The 15,276-nt window shown below is 59.7% G+C and carries 16 protein-coding genes; 12 read left to right on the top strand and 4 right to left on the bottom strand.

Translation table 11 applies throughout. The features are described 5' to 3' along the window. Positions 1–25: 25 nt before the first annotated feature. The 12 genes from folK (at position 26) to V0U79_RS01630 (ending at position 11,268) form a co-directional block, all read left to right on the top strand. The gene (gene folK / locus V0U79_RS01685; protein ID WP_330197722.1) at positions 26–535 is read left to right on the top strand and encodes a 2-amino-4-hydroxy-6-hydroxymethyldihydropteridine diphosphokinase; all 510 of its coding nucleotides are present in this window, start codon (positions 26–28) and stop codon (positions 533–535) included. A 98-nt stretch (positions 536–633) separates the two neighbouring features. Continuing rightward, positions 634–1,008 (top strand): DNA-directed RNA polymerase subunit omega, encoded by a 375-nt coding sequence (gene rpoZ, locus V0U79_RS13680; RefSeq protein ID WP_373696417.1) that lies wholly within the window; start codon positions 634–636, stop codon positions 1,006–1,008. Positions 1,009–1,014: 6 nt separating this feature from the next. Beyond that, a complete protein-coding gene (locus V0U79_RS01675) occupies positions 1,015–3,240 on the top strand; it encodes a RelA/SpoT family protein (RefSeq protein ID WP_330197721.1) in 2,226 nt (741 codons plus the stop codon). Further along, the gene (gene pyrE / locus V0U79_RS01670) at positions 3,240–3,827 is read left to right on the top strand and encodes an orotate phosphoribosyltransferase (RefSeq protein ID WP_330197720.1); all 588 of its coding nucleotides are present in this window, start codon (positions 3,240–3,242) and stop codon (positions 3,825–3,827) included. The genes V0U79_RS01675 and pyrE overlap by 1 nt, the downstream gene beginning before the upstream one ends. Continuing rightward, a complete protein-coding gene (locus tag V0U79_RS01665; protein WP_330197719.1) occupies positions 3,824–4,579 on the top strand; it encodes a pyridoxine 5'-phosphate synthase in 756 nt (251 codons plus the stop codon). Before pyrE ends, V0U79_RS01665 begins: the two co-directional genes overlap by 4 nt. Next, the gene (gene acpS / locus V0U79_RS01660) at positions 4,576–4,983 is read left to right on the top strand and encodes a holo-ACP synthase (protein WP_330197718.1); all 408 of its coding nucleotides are present in this window, start codon (positions 4,576–4,578) and stop codon (positions 4,981–4,983) included. The genes V0U79_RS01665 and acpS overlap by 4 nt, the downstream gene beginning before the upstream one ends. Next, positions 4,980–5,666: a ribonuclease III gene (gene rnc / locus V0U79_RS01655; protein ID WP_330197717.1), complete on the top strand. Its 687-nt coding sequence runs from the start codon at positions 4,980–4,982 to the stop codon at positions 5,664–5,666. The genes acpS and rnc overlap by 4 nt, the downstream gene beginning before the upstream one ends. Continuing rightward, entirely contained in the window at positions 5,659–6,597 is a 939-nt protein-coding gene (gene era, locus V0U79_RS01650) for a GTPase Era (RefSeq protein WP_330197716.1), read from the top strand. The genes rnc and era overlap by 8 nt, the downstream gene beginning before the upstream one ends. Next, complete coding sequence (recO, locus tag V0U79_RS01645) at positions 6,597–7,328, top strand: DNA repair protein RecO (RefSeq protein WP_330197715.1); 732 nt, start codon at positions 6,597–6,599, stop codon at positions 7,326–7,328. The genes era and recO overlap by 1 nt, the downstream gene beginning before the upstream one ends. A 36-nt stretch (positions 7,329–7,364) precedes the next feature. Further along, positions 7,365–9,638: a DNA topoisomerase IV subunit A gene (gene parC / locus V0U79_RS01640; protein WP_330197714.1), complete on the top strand. Its 2,274-nt coding sequence runs from the start codon at positions 7,365–7,367 to the stop codon at positions 9,636–9,638. A gap of 41 nt (positions 9,639–9,679) precedes the next feature. After that, positions 9,680–10,234 (top strand): LemA family protein, encoded by a 555-nt coding sequence (locus V0U79_RS01635; RefSeq protein WP_330197713.1) that lies wholly within the window; start codon positions 9,680–9,682, stop codon positions 10,232–10,234. Between the two features lie 11 nt (positions 10,235–10,245). Continuing rightward, a complete protein-coding gene (locus V0U79_RS01630) occupies positions 10,246–11,268 on the top strand; it encodes a M48 family metallopeptidase (protein ID WP_330197712.1) in 1,023 nt (340 codons plus the stop codon). On the opposite strand, the gene V0U79_RS01625 is transcribed toward V0U79_RS01630, so the two are convergent. The 4 genes from V0U79_RS01625 to V0U79_RS01610 are packed head-to-tail and all read right to left on the bottom strand — an operon-like array spanning position 11,265 to position 15,276. Then, positions 11,265–11,795, bottom strand: coding sequence for a GNAT family N-acetyltransferase (locus tag V0U79_RS01625; RefSeq protein WP_330197711.1), 531 nt, complete (start codon positions 11,793–11,795; stop codon positions 11,265–11,267). The two genes, V0U79_RS01630 and V0U79_RS01625, sit on opposite strands and share 4 nt — an antisense overlap. Beyond that, positions 11,788–13,377, bottom strand: coding sequence for a TRAP transporter large permease (locus V0U79_RS01620; RefSeq protein ID WP_330197710.1), 1,590 nt, complete (start codon positions 13,375–13,377; stop codon positions 11,788–11,790). Before V0U79_RS01620 ends, V0U79_RS01625 begins: the two co-directional genes overlap by 8 nt. Next, a complete protein-coding gene (locus V0U79_RS01615; RefSeq protein WP_330197709.1) occupies positions 13,378–14,157 on the bottom strand; it encodes a TRAP transporter small permease subunit in 780 nt (259 codons plus the stop codon). A 3-nt stretch (positions 14,158–14,160) separates the two neighbouring features. Further along, positions 14,161–15,276 carry a TRAP transporter substrate-binding protein gene (locus V0U79_RS01610; RefSeq protein ID WP_330197708.1) on the bottom strand — a complete coding sequence of 372 codons (1,116 nt, stop codon included), beginning with the start codon at positions 15,274–15,276 and terminating at the stop codon, positions 14,161–14,163.

Below are 15,276 nucleotides of genomic sequence, written 5' to 3'. Positions count from 1 at the left end.
TGCTCCAGAGGCTAATGGTCAAAAAATGAGTTCTGAACGGCCAATATATATCGCTCTGGGGGCCAATTTGCCCTTCAACGGCCATTCTCCGCAAGAGACGCTCGGTCTTGCTTTGCAGTCCCTGGCGGCGAAAGGTGTGCGCACTGTGCGTCTTTCGTCTTTCTGGACTTCGCCAGCCTGGCCCGATCCGGCCAAACCCGCCTATGTCAATGCGATTGCGGAGATCAGTACGGATCAGGGTGCGCCTGAATTGCTGGCAATTCTGCAGTCGGTTGAAGAACAGTTTGGCCGGGTGCGCGAAGCACGATGGGACAGCCGGACCCTGGATCTGGATATCATCGATTTTTCCGGCCTGGTAATGGGCAGCGAGACCCTGACCTTGCCTCACCCGAGAGCGTCCGAGCGAGGCTTTGTCCTCTTGCCGCTTCAGGAAATTGCTCCGCACTGGCGCCATCCGGTCTCGGACCGCGCGATTTCATCGCTCATCAGCACGCTTGACCAGCGTGACAGGGACGTAACCCGGAGACTTGATTGAAATTGCTGTGTTGCAATGCGGCAAAGGCCTTGCGGTAAGAGGCAAGCGGCGTTACTTACACCGGTCCGACTGCGACCAGTTACTAGGAGTTCGCGCGAATGGCCCGCGTCACTGTTGAAGATTGCATTGAAAAAGTCTCGAACCGTTTCGATCTGGTTCTGCTGGCAGCCCATCGTGCCCGCAACATTTCTGCCGGTTCCGAGCTGACGCTGGATCGGGACAATGACAAGAACCCGGTCGTATCGCTGCGCGAAATTGCCGAAGAAAAACTGGACCTGAATGCACTGGGTGAAAGCCTTGTTCAGGGGCTGCAGCGGGTTATCCCGAGCGATGAGGAAGAAGAAGAGCGCGCGTCTCCGCAAGAAGATCTGCCGCAAATCGCTTCCAAGCCGACGCCGGTCGATCCGGATGAGGCGGACATGCTGAAAGCGCTTCAAAGCGACCGGGACGGCGCACCTGACAACCGTTTCTAGGCTCAGGTGAGTCTCGCCGCGCCCGACCTCGATCCCAAGGCGATTGAAAGTTATACAACCGCCGACGATCTCGTTGAGCGGATTTCCAAATACTATCCGACCGTCAATGCGGACCTGATCCGGCGCGCATACGATTTCGCGCGGGAAATGCATGCGCCCCAGAAACGCTATTCCGGGGAGCCTTATTTCGCCCATGTAGCGTCGGTAGCCATGATCCTCGCCGACCTGAAAATGGATGCCGCTACGATCTGCACCGGTCTGTTGCACGACACTGTGGAAGATACGCCGGCAACCCTGGAGGATCTGAGCGAACAATTCTCTCCGGAGATTGCGGCCCTGGTCGATGGCGTCACCAAGCTGGGGCAGATGGAGTTGGGCTCCAATCGGACCAAGCAGGCCGAAAATTTTCAAAAACTGGTCGTGGCTATCTCGACCGACATCCGGGTGCTGATCGTCAAGCTGTGCGATCGATTGCACAATATGCGAACGCTGCACCATATTCCCAAACCGGAAAAACGCGAGCGGATCGCAACCGAGACTCTGGAAATCTACGCGCCACTGGCGCGCCGGATCGGTATTAACCGGATTTGTGTCGAGCTTGAGGATTTATCGTTCCGGCACGTCAATCCGGCGGCGTTTGAATCTGTCTCCATGCGGTTGACCGAATTGCGGGAGTCGCGTGCCGAGGCCGTCGCGGAAGTCTCTCAAGTCATCACGGAGAAGCTGGAAGAAGCCGGCATCCAGGGGCGGGTTTTCGGCCGCGAAAAGCGGCCTTACTCGATCTGGCGAAAGCTGGAACGCAAGGGCACGGTGTTTGATGAAATCGCCGATATCTACGCCTTCCGCCTGATCGTTGAAGAGCCCGATGACTGCTACCGGGCACTCGGGGTGATTCACCAGAACTGGCGTTGTGTGCCAGAGCGCTTCCGCGATTTCATATCAACGCCGAAGCCCAATAATTACCGGTCGCTGCATACAACGATTGTGGGGCCGCAGAATGTGCGGGTCGAAATCCAGATCCGGACCGAGGAGATGGATGCTATCGCCGAGAGCGGTGTGGCTGCTCATTGGCGCTACAAGGGTGAGTCCTACGGTTATGACGCGGATTCCGCGCGATCGGCTGGCGGCGATCCGCTTGAGCGTTTGCGGCCTTTTCTGGAAATTCTGGAGCAAGGCGGCGACCCGGACGAATTCCTCGAGCATGCCAAGCTCGAAATGTTTGCTGACCAGGTCTACTGCTTCACGCCAAAAGGCGAACTCATTGCTCTGCCGATTGGTGCGACACCCCTGGATTTTGCCTATGCGGTTCACACCGAGCTCGGGCATACCTGTATCGGCGCCAAGATAAACGGCCGTGACCGGCCGCTTCGCACCCGGCTAAAAAATGGCGATGTTGTCGCGATCTTGCGGGGCGGGCTGCGTCAGCCGCCAGCGGGCTGGGAAGAACTGGCAGTGACCGGCAAGGCGAGAGCGGCCATCCGCCGGTTGATCCGGACCACCGAGAAAGCGGAGTTCGAGGGCATTGGCCGAATGCTGGCCGAGCATGCCTTCGAGCGTGAAGGCAAGGTGTTTCGGGAAAAGGGTCTGGAAGATGCCTTGGCGCGGCTGGATTTTTCCAGCCCTGAAGAGCTTTATCAGGCCCTGGGCCGTGGCCGGATCACATCCGGAGAGTTCCTGGACGCGGCGTTCCCGGGGCGCCGTGACAGCCGGCAGGTAGATGCCAGCGAAAAGGATCTCATCCGGGACGAAAAGGCGCGGCTCTATGTCAGAGGCCGTGGGCTGACGCCGGGTATTTCCATCCATTTCTCCGAATGCTGTTCGCCTCTGCCGGGCGACCGGATCGTGGGTGTGATGGTGCCTGACAAGGGCGTCACGATCCACACCATCGATTGTGAATCGCTGAGCGAACACGATGAAGACGCCATGGAGCGCTGGATCGACCTGGGCTGGACGGCAGAAGCCGAGGAAAATGCGGTGTCGACGGCACGCGTGAATGCCGTCATGCACAATACGCCGGGGGCGCTGGCCGAAATCGCCAAGGCAGTCGGTGAAAACCGCGGCAATATCGCGAACGTAAAAACCGTGAAACGCGCGCGGGACTTCTTTGAAATGCAATTTGATATCGAAGTGTTCGACAAGCGGCACCTCGCAAACATTATCTCGGCCTTGAAAATGTGCGGCAGCGTTGTATCCGCTGAGCGCGCGCGAGGCGAAGCTGAGGAGGCCGACTAATGGACACGCAAGACGTACTGGAGGAATTCCGGGGAGCCGGGGCCCTGCTGGAAGGGCATTTCATCCTGTCTTCGGGACTTCGCAGCCCGGTTTTCCTTCAGAAAGCCAGGGTGTTCGCTGATGCGGAACGCACGGCCCGGCTTTGCGCGGCGCTGGCCGACAAGGTTCGTGCTACCGTGACCGAAATGCCTGATGTCATCGTCTCGCCTGCCGTTGGCGGCATTGTGCCCGGTTACGAAATGGGTCGGCAGATGAAACTGCCCGCCATCTATGTCGAGCGGGAGGACGGTGAATTCCGCCTGCGTCGTGGTTTTGAACTGGCCGAGGGCGAGAAGGTGCTGGTGGTCGAGGATATTGTCACCACCGGCCTGTCGTCGCGTGAGTGCATTGATTCCATCAAGGCAACGGGTGCGAGGGTTCTGGCCGAGGCCTGCCTGATTGACCGCTCGGGTGGCAAGGCCGACGTCGGCGTGCCGCTGATCGCTTTGGCGACCGTCGAATTCCCGGCTTACCCCGCCGATGATCTTCCGCCGGAACTGGCGGCTGTGCCGGCGATCAAGCCGGGAAGTCGGGGATTGCAGAAATGACCATTGGCGTGCGCCTCGGAGTGAATATCGACCATGTCGCGACGATCCGGAATGCGCGCGGCGGGCTGCATCCTGACCCGGTCCGTGCAGCGCGGCAGGCCGCCGAGGCGGGTGCCGACGGCATAACAGCGCATCTGCGGGAAGATCGCCGGCATATTGGTGACAAGGATATCGAACGCCTGGCTGCAGAGATTGACCTGCCGCTCAATCTCGAAATGGCGGCGACGGATGAAATGTTGGCGATCGCGCTGGCGCACAAGCCGCATGCCTGTTGTCTGGTTCCCGAAAAGCGCGAGGAACGGACGACTGAAGGCGGGCTTGACGTAGCCGGTCAGCACCAGTTGATCGCCCCCTTTGTCGACAGGCTCAATGCTGCGGGTATCCGTGTTTCTCTCTTCATCGAGGCCGATCCCGTACAGATAGCCGTCGCGGAAGCGATCGGCGCCTCTGTCGTTGAATTTCATACAGGGGCCTATTGCGAAGCCTTTATCGAGGGTGATCAGGAAAAGACGGCTGATTATTTGCGCCGTATCCGCGAAGCCTGTGCTTTGGCGGATGAGCGCGGGCTCGAAGTGCATGCCGGACACGGCCTGACCTATGACACCGTGAAGCCGGTTGCGGCCATCAGCCAGGTGAAAGAGCTGAACATCGGACACTTTCTGATTGGCGAAGCGATTTTCCGGGGGCTGCGGGAAGCGGTCACGACGATGCGCGGCCTGATCGCGGATGCCCGGAGCGAGGCGGCCGCTTGATCATCGGAACCGGCACCGATCTGATCGATATCCGGCGTATCGAGAAAACGCTCGACCGTTTTGGCGAGCGCTTTACGCGGCGTTGTTTTACAGAGATCGAGCAGGCCAAGTCGGACCGGCGCAAGGAAAGGGCGGCCAGCTATGCCAAGCGTTATGCCGCCAAGGAAGCCGGGGCCAAGGCGCTTGGAACCGGTATTGCGCGAGGCGTTTCCTGGAAGGAAATCGGTGTCGTGAATCTGCCGGGTGGCAAGCCGACATTGGAGCTGAAGGGCCGTGCGCTGGATTGGCTGGCCCGCCTGACGCCGGAGGGCATGACGGCTTTCGTGCATATTTCGATCACTGATGAGCCGCCTTATGCGCTGGCCAACGTGATCATCGAGGCGTTGCCAGCGGAGGGTTCATGAGCGCGGCTGTTGATCGTGTGCAGGAGCTGATCGGATATCAGTTCCGGGACGTCGAGCTGCTTCATCGCGCTCTGACCCACGCCAGTTTCGGTGACGGGAACAAGAAAATACAAAACTACGAACGGCTGGAATTTCTGGGTGATCGCGTTCTGGGTCTGATCGCCGCTGAGACGCTGTTCGAAAAATTCACCAAGGCCAAGGAAGGCCGGTTGGCACCGATGTTCAACTCGCTGGTCGATAAGGCGGCTTGTGAGCGCGTCGCCCGGTTTTTCGAACTGGGGCCAGCCTTGAAGATGTCGCCGTCGGAAGAAAGCATTGGCGGGCGGGATAAATCGTCGATCCTGGCTGACGCGACAGAGTCGGTGATGGCGGCGGTCTATCTGGATGGTGGACTGGACGCCGCGAAGGCCGTGTTCCGGCGCGGTTGGGGCGAGGTCGTCGAGCATCTCGGAGAGAAACCGCACAATCCGAAATCCGAATTGCAGGAACTAGCGGCCAAACGCGGCTATGGTGTGCCGCGCTATGATCTGCTCGAACAGGCGGGTCCCGAACACAGGCCGGTCTTCATCATGCGGGTCGAACTGGGGCGGTTTGACCCCTGCGAAGGGCAGGGTGGTTCCAAGCAGGAAGCCCAGAGAGAGGCGGCGATCGCCATGTTACAAAGGATAAAGGCCGATGGCTGACACTAGGGCGGGCTTTGCCGCCATCATCGGAGCGCCGAATGCCGGCAAGTCGACACTCGTGAATGCGCTGGTGGGCGAAAAGGTCTCGATTGTCACCCGCAAGGTCCAGACCACGCGGTTCCCTGTTCGTGGCATCGCAATGGATGGTGACACGCAAATCGTTCTGGTGGATACGCCTGGCGTGTTCGAGCCGCGCCGGCGCCTTGACCGGGCCATGGTCAAGTCAGCCTGGACGGGAGCGGATGATGCCGATGCCGTCGTGCACGTCATTGATGCCGAGGCCCGTGACAAGGTTTCGCGCGGGCGCGGTGATGGCGCAGACAAGCTTTCGGTGAAAGATGATGACCGTGTCATAGAGGGGCTGAAGGCGGCAGGGAAAACAGCGATCCTTGTCCTCAACAAGATTGATACGCTCGAACGTGACCATCTCCTGCCGTTGACACAATCATTGAACGAGACCGGCGTTTATTCCGATATTTTCATGGTCAGCTCGACCAAGGGGTATGGCGTTGCCGACCTCAAGGCCAAGCTGTCCAGCCTGATGCCGGAGAGCCCGCATCTGTATCCGGCCGATCAGGCTGCGGATATTCCACAGCGCGTTCTGGCGGCTGAAATCACCCGCGAAAAAGTCTATGAAAGGCTGCATCAGGAGCTGCCTTATGCGAGCTCGGTCGAAACCGAGACCTGGCGCCAGCTGCACGACGGTTCGGTACGGATCGAACAGCGCATTTTCGTGGAACGCGACAGCCAGCGCCCGATTGTTCTTGGCAGGGGCGGTGCGACCATCAAGGCTATCGGGGCCGCCGCGCGCGAGGAAATGGAGGAGGTCTTCGGCTGCCGGATTCACCTCTTCCTGCAGGTCCAGGTCCAGCCAGGCTGGGATGAGAACAGGGCACGCTATCTGGCCATGGGGCTTGAGTACGACAGCTGATGGAATGGACCGGCAAAGGCATCGTTCTGGCCGTCCGGCCACATGGCGAGACCAGCGCCATTGTCGAATTGCTGACCGAGGATCATGGCCGCCATGCCGGTCTGGTCAAAGGTGGCCGTTCGCGCAGCATGCGGCCGGTTTTACAGCCTGGCAATTCCGTCACGGCGACCTGGCGGGCCCGTCTTGCCGATCATCTGGGCAATTACGCGATTGAGGCGGATTCCCACCGCGCCGGCATGGTGATGGAAAATGCCATGGCGCTGGCCGGGCTGAATGCCGCCTGTGCGCTGGCCTGTCAGGCGCTGCCAGAGCGCGAGAAGCATGCGGCTGTCTATCGTGGGCTGGAAGTTCTGCTGGATTCCATGGACGATGATGAAATCTGGCCGGCGATTTATGTCCGGTGGGAGGTTGGCCTTCTGAAGGACCTCGGTTACGGGCTGGACTTCAGCAAGTGCGCGGCGACCGGTGATACGGAAGACCTGACGCATGTCAGCCCCCGCACAGGCCGGGCGGTCAGCCGGGAAGCGGCTGCGCCCTATATCGACAAATTGTTGCCTTTGCCGCCCTTCCTGCGTCACCCGGAGGCAGGGTACGAACTCGGAGATATCGCCAAGGGTCTGGCGCTGACCGGGTTTTTCCTGCAGCGCCGGGTGCTCTGGCCGATCGACCGGGATTTACCAGAATCGCGTGTGCGATTGATCCGCGCTCTGACGGACGCAGGGCGGATTTAGCGCCATACTGTTCCTGACCCGAATCAGGAGTATGGCATGGGTGATCTGGTAGATCCCGAAGGTGGAGAGATTTTCGAAGAGCCCTTCGATGAGGCGCTGTCCAAGCGCTATCTCGCCTATGCGCTATCGACCATCACCCAGCGGGCCTTGCCGGATGCGCGCGATGGGCTGAAGCCGGTTCACCGGCGTATCCTGCATGCCATGAGGGTTCTGAAGCTGAACCCGCGTGATGCGTTCAAGAAATCGGCGCGCGTCGTCGGCGATGTGATCGGTAAATTTCACCCGCACGGAGACCAGGCCGTTTATGACGCGCTGGTGCGCCTGGCGCAGGACTTTGCCTCGCGCTATCCGCTGGTCGAAGGGCAGGGCAATTTTGGTAATATTGACGGCGATGGTGCGGCCGCCATGCGCTACACCGAGGCCCGCCTGACGGAAGCCGCCGAGCTTCTGCTGCAGGATATCGATCAGGGCACAGTGGATTTCCGCGAGACCTATGACGGGTCCGAGGAAGAGCCGGTGGTTCTGCCGGCGGCATTTCCGAACCTTCTGGCCAATGGCGCGACCGGTATTGCCGTGGGCATGGCGACGTCGATCCCGCCTCACAACGCCTATGAATTGTGCCGGGCGGCGCGTACTCTGATTGCCAACCCGGAGGCTTCGGTAGCGCAATTGCTGCGCTCGGTGAAGGGGCCGGATTTCCCGACCGGCGGAATTTGTGTCGAACCGCCCGCGTCCATCCGCGAGGCCTATGAAACCGGTCGCGGCGGGTTCCGCCTGCGGGCGCGGTGGGAAACCGAGGATCTGGGGCGCGGTACCTGGCAGATCGTGGTCACGGAAATTCCCTACCAGGTCCAGAAATCGAAACTGGTTGAACGCGTCGCCCAGTTGCTGGACCAGAAAAAATTGCCGCTGCTGGAAGATGTCCGCGATGAGAGTGCCGAAGACATCCGGCTGGTGCTGGTGCCCAAGAGCAAGAATGTCGACCCGGAACTCCTGATGGCGGCCCTGTTCAAGATGAGCGATCTGGAAACCCGGATATCGCTGAATCTGAACGTTCTCGATCCATCAGGAACGCCCCGTGTGATGAGCCTGAAGGATGTGATGCGCATCTGGCTGGATCACCGCCGCGAAGTGGTTGTGCGCCGCGCACAGACCCGCCTCGCCAAGGTCGAGGACCGGCTCGAAGTGCTGGCCGGCTACATCATCGTCTATGCCGATCTGGACGAAGTGATCCGCATCATCCGCTTTGAGGACGAGCCCAAGGCAGAACTGATGAAACGCTTCGACCTGTCGGACCGGCAGGCCGAGGCCATTCTGAACATGCGTTTGCGGGCCTTGCGCAAGCTGGAAGAGCTGGAGATCCGCAAGGAAGAAAAGTCGCTGAAGGGCGAACGCAGTGAGTTGAAAACCCTGATCGGGTCGGAAGAGGTCCAATGGGCCAAGGTCGATGAGGAAATCGCAGGTGTTGAGGAAAGCTTCGGGCCGAAGACGGACATCGGCCGACGCCGCACCGATTTTGGTGAAGCCGGTGAAGACATTTCCGATGCCGTGGCCGAAGCCCTGATCGTCAAGGAATCGATCCTCGTTGTTGTTTCCCAGAAAGGCTGGATCCGGGCGCTGAAAGGCCATGCTCACGACATTGCGGGAATTGCCTTCAAGGAAGGCGACAGCGCGCTGTTCACCGTGAAATGCGAGACGATCGACAAGCTGATCCTGTTCGGCACGGATGGAAAATTCTACGCCATTGATGCTTCCAAGCTTCCGGGCGGACGGGGCCATGGCGATCCCTTGCGGATTCATGCCGGCCTCCCGGAGGACGCTGCGCCACTGGCACTGTTCAAGCACGACCCCGAACGCGAATTGCTGATCGCGTCGGAGGCCGGAAACGGATTCCGCGTGAAAGAGGCGGATGTTTTCGCAACCAAGAAGGGCGGCAAGCAGGCGCTGAATGTCGGCGACGGGGAGGCCATTGCCTGTGTGCCCGTGATCGGCAGCAAGATAGCGGTCTCCAACAGCAAGAAGCGGCTGTTGATCTTTGACGTCGAGGATTTGCCGCAGATGAGCCGGGGCAAGGGTGTTCGCCTCATGGGCGGCAAGGGCGCCGAGTTGATTGATGTCGCCACGTTCGATCCCGAAGAGGGTCTGATCTGGATTGACGGTGCCGGCCGGCGCCATGTGTTCACCGAGTGGGCGGAATGGGAAGGCAAGCGGGCTCAGGCAGGCTCAGCCCGTCCACGCGGCTTCCCGAAAACCGGGAAATTCATGCCAGCCGACCCGGTTGCGGTAGCGCGCGCCATGGATTCGGCGTAATCACTCGATAGACAGATCTGGAATATTTCGGAGGGAGCTTCATGGAAGCCATTATTTTTCTTGTTGTTCTGATCGTGATCGCCTTCTTCGTGATCGGGATCTACAACCGGCTCGTTGCACTGCGTCAAACGACGAACCAGGCTTGGGGCGATATTGATGTCCAGCTGAAGCAGCGGGTCGATCTCATCCCCAATCTCGTGAACACGGTAAAAGGCTATGCCACTCACGAGAAAGAAACGCTGGAGAACGTCATCAAGGCGCGCCAGGCGTCTGTGGATGCAAGCAGCGTCAAGGATCAGGCCCAGGCCGAGAACATGCTGTCCGGTGCGCTTCGCCAGTTGTTCGCCCTGTCTGAAGCCTATCCGGACCTCAAAGCGAACGAGAACTTCATGAAGCTGCAGCACGAGCTGGCCGATCTAGAGAACAAGATCGCCGCGGCTCGCCGCTTCTTCAACAATGCTGTCAGCGAGTACAACACGGCCAGAGAGCAATTTCCCGCTGTCGTGTTCGCCAACATGTTCGGTTTCTCTGAGCGGGACTTTTTCGAGGTTGCCGACCGGGCTTCGGTGGAAAACGCTCCCGAGGTGAAGTTCTAGGAGCGTAAGCCATGATGGGCGCGGTCGGGCTCCGCACGCATATCTGGAACAATAATCTGAAATCCATCCTGCTTCTGGCTGGGTTTCCGTTCTTGATATTGCTGTTGGCGTTCGCCGCGTCGCTGGTTTTTACCGCCATGGATGGCGGGTCTGGCTACCAGGTATATTCGGATGGCAAGGCCTCCAGTGGTCTGGCAGCAGAATTTGGCCTGGCGTTCGATAATCTGCCAATGATGGCGCTGTGGTCGCTTGCCATTGCCGGCATCTGGTTCGTCATCGCGTGGTTTGGCCATCAGGCCATGATCGATATGTCGACCGGCGCGCATTCGGTATCGCGTCAGGATGAGCCTGAACTCTACAACCTTCTGGAAAACCTGTGCATTTCGCGCGGCCTGACCATGCCGAAGCTGAAAATTATCGAAACCGATGTGATGAATGCCTATGCCAGCGGTCTGACCGAGAAGCAGTATGCGGTGACTGTCACCCGGGGGCTGATGCAAAATCTGGACAGGGATGAACTCGAAGCCGTTCTGGCGCATGAGCTCAGCCATATCCGGAACAGGGATGTCCGTTTGCTGGTGATCTCGGTGATCTTTGTCGGGATATTCTCATTCGTGGCCCAGATCGTTTTCCGCTCGCTTTTCTGGGGGCGGATTGGTGGGCGCTCGACAGGGCGCCGCGGTAATGCGGCGCTTTTGATCATAATCGCTATAGCCATCGTTGCGATCGCCTATTTCCTGTCGATCGCGATCCGCTTTGCCCTGTCGCGAAAGCGCGAATACATGGCGGATGCCGGCGCGGTCGAACTGACCCGCAATCCGGATGCGATGATTTCGGCACTGGAAAAGATTTCCGGGCATGCTGCGATCGAAAACGCGCCGGATGGCGTGCGGGAAATGATGATCGAAAACCCGCATAATGGTTTTATGGGAATGTTCGCGACCCATCCGCCAATTGAAAAGCGCATTGAAGCGCTGATCCAGTTCGCCGGCGGTCACCGCCAGGACCGGTCAACCAGCGTGCCGGCGGTCTAGAGTCTTTCCAGGAGCAACAGGGTTTTGCCGCCCAGGACGCCTTCATCAAAGATCCGGTAGCCGAGTCGCTCGGCGATCCGGATAGATGCGATATTGTCCGGATCAATCATGCAGATGCTGCGGCGGCGTCCATGAGTTTCATCCAGCCATTGCATGCAGGCTGCCATGGCTTCCCGGCCATAGCCCTGACCATGAAATGCCTTGTCTATAACATAGCCGATCTCGGGGTCGCCCGAGAAGCCTTCCGGCTCGTCGCGCTGGAAATCGGCAAAGCCGACCATGCCGATAAAGCTTCCGGAGCTGGCCTCGTCCACGGCCCAATATCCGTAGCCGAGAATGGGCCACATACCGGCGCTGTTGGTGATGCGGCGCCAGGATTCCATGCGCGTTGACGGTTTCCCTCCGAGAAACTTTACATTCTCAGCATCCGACCAGATTCGATGGACATTCTCGAAGTCGTCCGCCTTGAGCGCGCGCAGCACAAGGCGTTTCGTTTTGACGGTCGGGGCGACGGGAAAGCTAGTCATACAGCATGTCGGGAAGCCCGGTTGCCAGCCAGGGCAAGAGTGCAACCATAATGATCACCGCCATCTGTATGCCCACGAATGGCAGGGCGCCGCGATAGATGGCGCCGGTGGTAACAGACGGTGGTGCCACCCCGCGCAGATAGAAGAGTGCGAACCCGAATGGCGGTGTCAGGAAGCTGGTTTGGAGATTGAGTGCCATCAGGACACCCAGCCAGACCGGGTCTATTCCCATCATCAGAAGGATCGGCGCCACAATCGGCACAACCACGAAGGTGATCTCGATGAAATCGAGGAAGAAGCCCAGCAGGAACATCACCAACATGACGATGGCCAGCGCGCCCCATTTTCCGCCGGGGACAGCTTCCAGCGCGGCTTGTACCGTCGCGTCACCTCCCAGCTCGCGGAAAATCAAAGAAAACAGGGCTGCGCCGATCAGAATGACGAAGACCATGGATGAGATACGAGCCGTCGACGTCATGACATCGTCCAGCACGCCCGATTTTTTCAGCCGCCAAAGGGCTACAAGTGTCCCCAGAACCGTCACGGCGGCGAAAAGGAACGCGATATTGATGCCGAGCTGATCGGTCCGGCTGACCGCCTCACGGCCGAGCCGAAGGTCAAAAAACAGCGTCAGGCCGATCATGCCGATCAATGCCAGGGCGCCCAATCCTGTCGCTGCCTGCCCGATAACGGGGTTACTGCCCGCACCGGCGTTCCGGAAGGCGGCCAGGAAAGTCGCTCCGACGGCTCCGACAGCGGCCGCTTCGGTCGGGGTGGCCAGCCCGGTCAGGATGGACCCCAGTACCGCAATGATCAGCGCCAATGGCGGGACCAGTGCGTGAAAAATCTTCCCGAAAGTCACACCGTCGTCAGCCGGTGCGGCCGGCGCTTTGGACGGTTGGGTGATTGCTACGAAAACCTGGTAGCCGATATAGATGCCAACCAGGATCAGGCCGGGGATCAGTGCGCCGGCGAAGAGGTCGCCGACAGAGACGATATCTGGTGAGAAGATGCCCTGCGCGCGCTGTGCCTCCTGATAGGCGTTGGAAATCTGATCGCCCAGCAGAACCAGTACGATCGACGGTGGAATGATCTGGCCGAGCGTTCCTGCAGCGGCAATGGAGCCAGATGCCAGGCCGGGATCATACCCCCGCTTCAACATGGTCGGAAGCGACAGGAGCCCCATGGTTACGACCGTCGCACCGACGATGCCCGTCGACGCTGCCAGAAGGGCACCGACCACGATCACTGAAATCCCAAGCCCGCCGCGCAGGGACCCGAAGAGCGCGCCCATGGCTTCCAGCAATTCCTCGGCGACTTTCGATTTTTCCAGCATCACGCCCATGAAGACGAAAAGCGGAACGGCCACGAGGATAGAGCGGTCCATCTCCATCATGTTGCCGTAGATGCGCTGCGGGAAGGCGCGCAGATGGATCGAATCAAAGACGCCGAGCGCCAGACCAAGCAGCGCAAAGCCCAAGGCTACACCGGCTAGCGTAAATGCCACCGGATATCCTCGAAGCAGCGCAATGAAGGCGGCTGCGAACATCAGGAAAGGCAGAATTTCGATCAGGATATCCATCTAGGGCTCCTGACCAGCGGTGCGATGAACTGGTGGGGCATCCTTGCCTGACAGGACCAGGGCGGCCCGCATCGCCATGGAGAGACCCTGCAGGATCATCAGGACAGCGAAAACCGGAATGGCGGTCTTCAACATGAAGACCAGCGGCAAACCATCGCTCTCACGGGACCGTTCAAGGATGCGCCAACTCGCATTGATATAGGGGGTTGAAACCCAGAGGATCAGCAGCGCCATCGGGAACAGCGCCAGATAGGTGCCGATCATGTCGGTCCAGGCTTTTCCCCGCTCTGAAAGCTTGGAATAGATGATATCGACCCGCACATGACCGTCGGCGAGCAGGGTTGAGCCGGACGCCAGCAGGAAAAGCAGGGCGTGCAGGTAGATGATGCTTTCCTGAAGCTTGGTCGAGGCAAAGCCGAACACATAGCGCTGGATCACCACCGTGGCGGTTACGACCACCAGGGCGAGGGCCAACCAACGCGCAGCATCCCCCACGACCGTGCTGACTGAATCGAACAGGCCGATAATCCGGTTGAACAGGTTTTCCAACGGGTTCGGCAAACCGGCAAACCGGCCCAGCAGGCCAGCGAGTAGAGGAAGCGCCAGGAATGGAAGGAGACCCCAACCGATCCATCGAATCGCCGCACCAAACCCGCGGGCCTGGTCATAGAGGCTGGTTTCGATCCATCCCGATACGGCGCCGCCGCTGGTCCCGTCACCGATCACCAGAAGGAGACTGATTGCGATGATCAGCAGTAAGAGCGCATCTCCCCCGCGCATGGGTTAGCGGCCCAGAACGCGTTCGCGTTGCGTGAAGTAGGGATGTTCGGAAATGCGGGCCCATTCTCGGCCGCGCCGGCGGGCCGCCATGTAGCTGTCATAGACCCGCCGGGTCAGCGGGTCAGCGTTTGCGACATCGGCAACGACCTGTTCGGAGATTTCACCGATCCGAAGCCAGGCTTCGTCCGAGAAGGACCGGAGCTGGACATTGTGCTCATTAACAAGAACGTCGAGCGCGCGCGCATTCTCGTGCGGATACTCCGCCAGTGAAATATTGTTCGTCGCGCGGGCAGCGGCCCGGATGATGGCCTGGTGATCGCTATCCAGGCCGTCCCAGACATCGGCATTGATGCCAAGGCTGAGCGCAGATCCCGGCTCGTGGAACCCGGGACCGTAATAGTATGGAGCTTCGCGATAGAAACCGAAGGCAAGATCATTCCAGGGGCCGACCCATTCGGTGGCATCGATGGTGCCGTTTTGCAGGGCCGGGTAGATCTCGCCGCCCGACAGGGCAACGGCGGCACCGCCGAGCTCCCTGAGCACATTGCCGCCGAGGCCGGGAATACGCATTCTCAGGCCGCGGAAATCCTCCAGGGAGTTGATCTCGCGTTTGAACCAGCCGCCCATCTGGTGGCCTGAATTGGCGGCCTGGAAGGCAATCACACCAAAGGAGCGGCCCAGCTCCTCCCAGAGCTCCTGACCGCCGCCAAATTCCACCCAGGACATGATTTCCGAGGCCGTCATGCCCAACGGAACAGCGGTGAAAAAGTTGAAAGCAGGGGATTTGCCCTGCCAGTAATACTCGGCGGCATGATACATGTCGGCCGTGCCGGTCGCGACGGCGTCAAAGGCTTCAAAAGCGCCGACAATTTCGCCAGCTGCGAAGACTTCCACTTCCAGAGAGCCGTTGGACATGGCGTTGCAGTACTCGGCGACGCGTTCGGCCGCTGTGCCGAGACCGGGGAAATTGGCCGGCCAGGTTGTCACCATGCGTAACCGGCGCGTGCGCCGCGTTTGGACATTCGGCGAGGCGACCTCGCTTTCCTGACCGCTGCTGCAGGCCGTGGCGACAGAGGCGGCAGCAATACTCGCTCCGCTCAGAAAGGTCCGGCGATCCAT

Source organism: Hyphobacterium lacteum, assembly GCF_036330345.1.
Lineage (GTDB): Bacteria > Pseudomonadota > Alphaproteobacteria > Caulobacterales > Maricaulaceae > Hyphobacterium > Hyphobacterium lacteum.
Note: the sequence above shows the minus strand (reverse complement) of the source record. Positions and strands in the feature narration are given on the sequence as shown.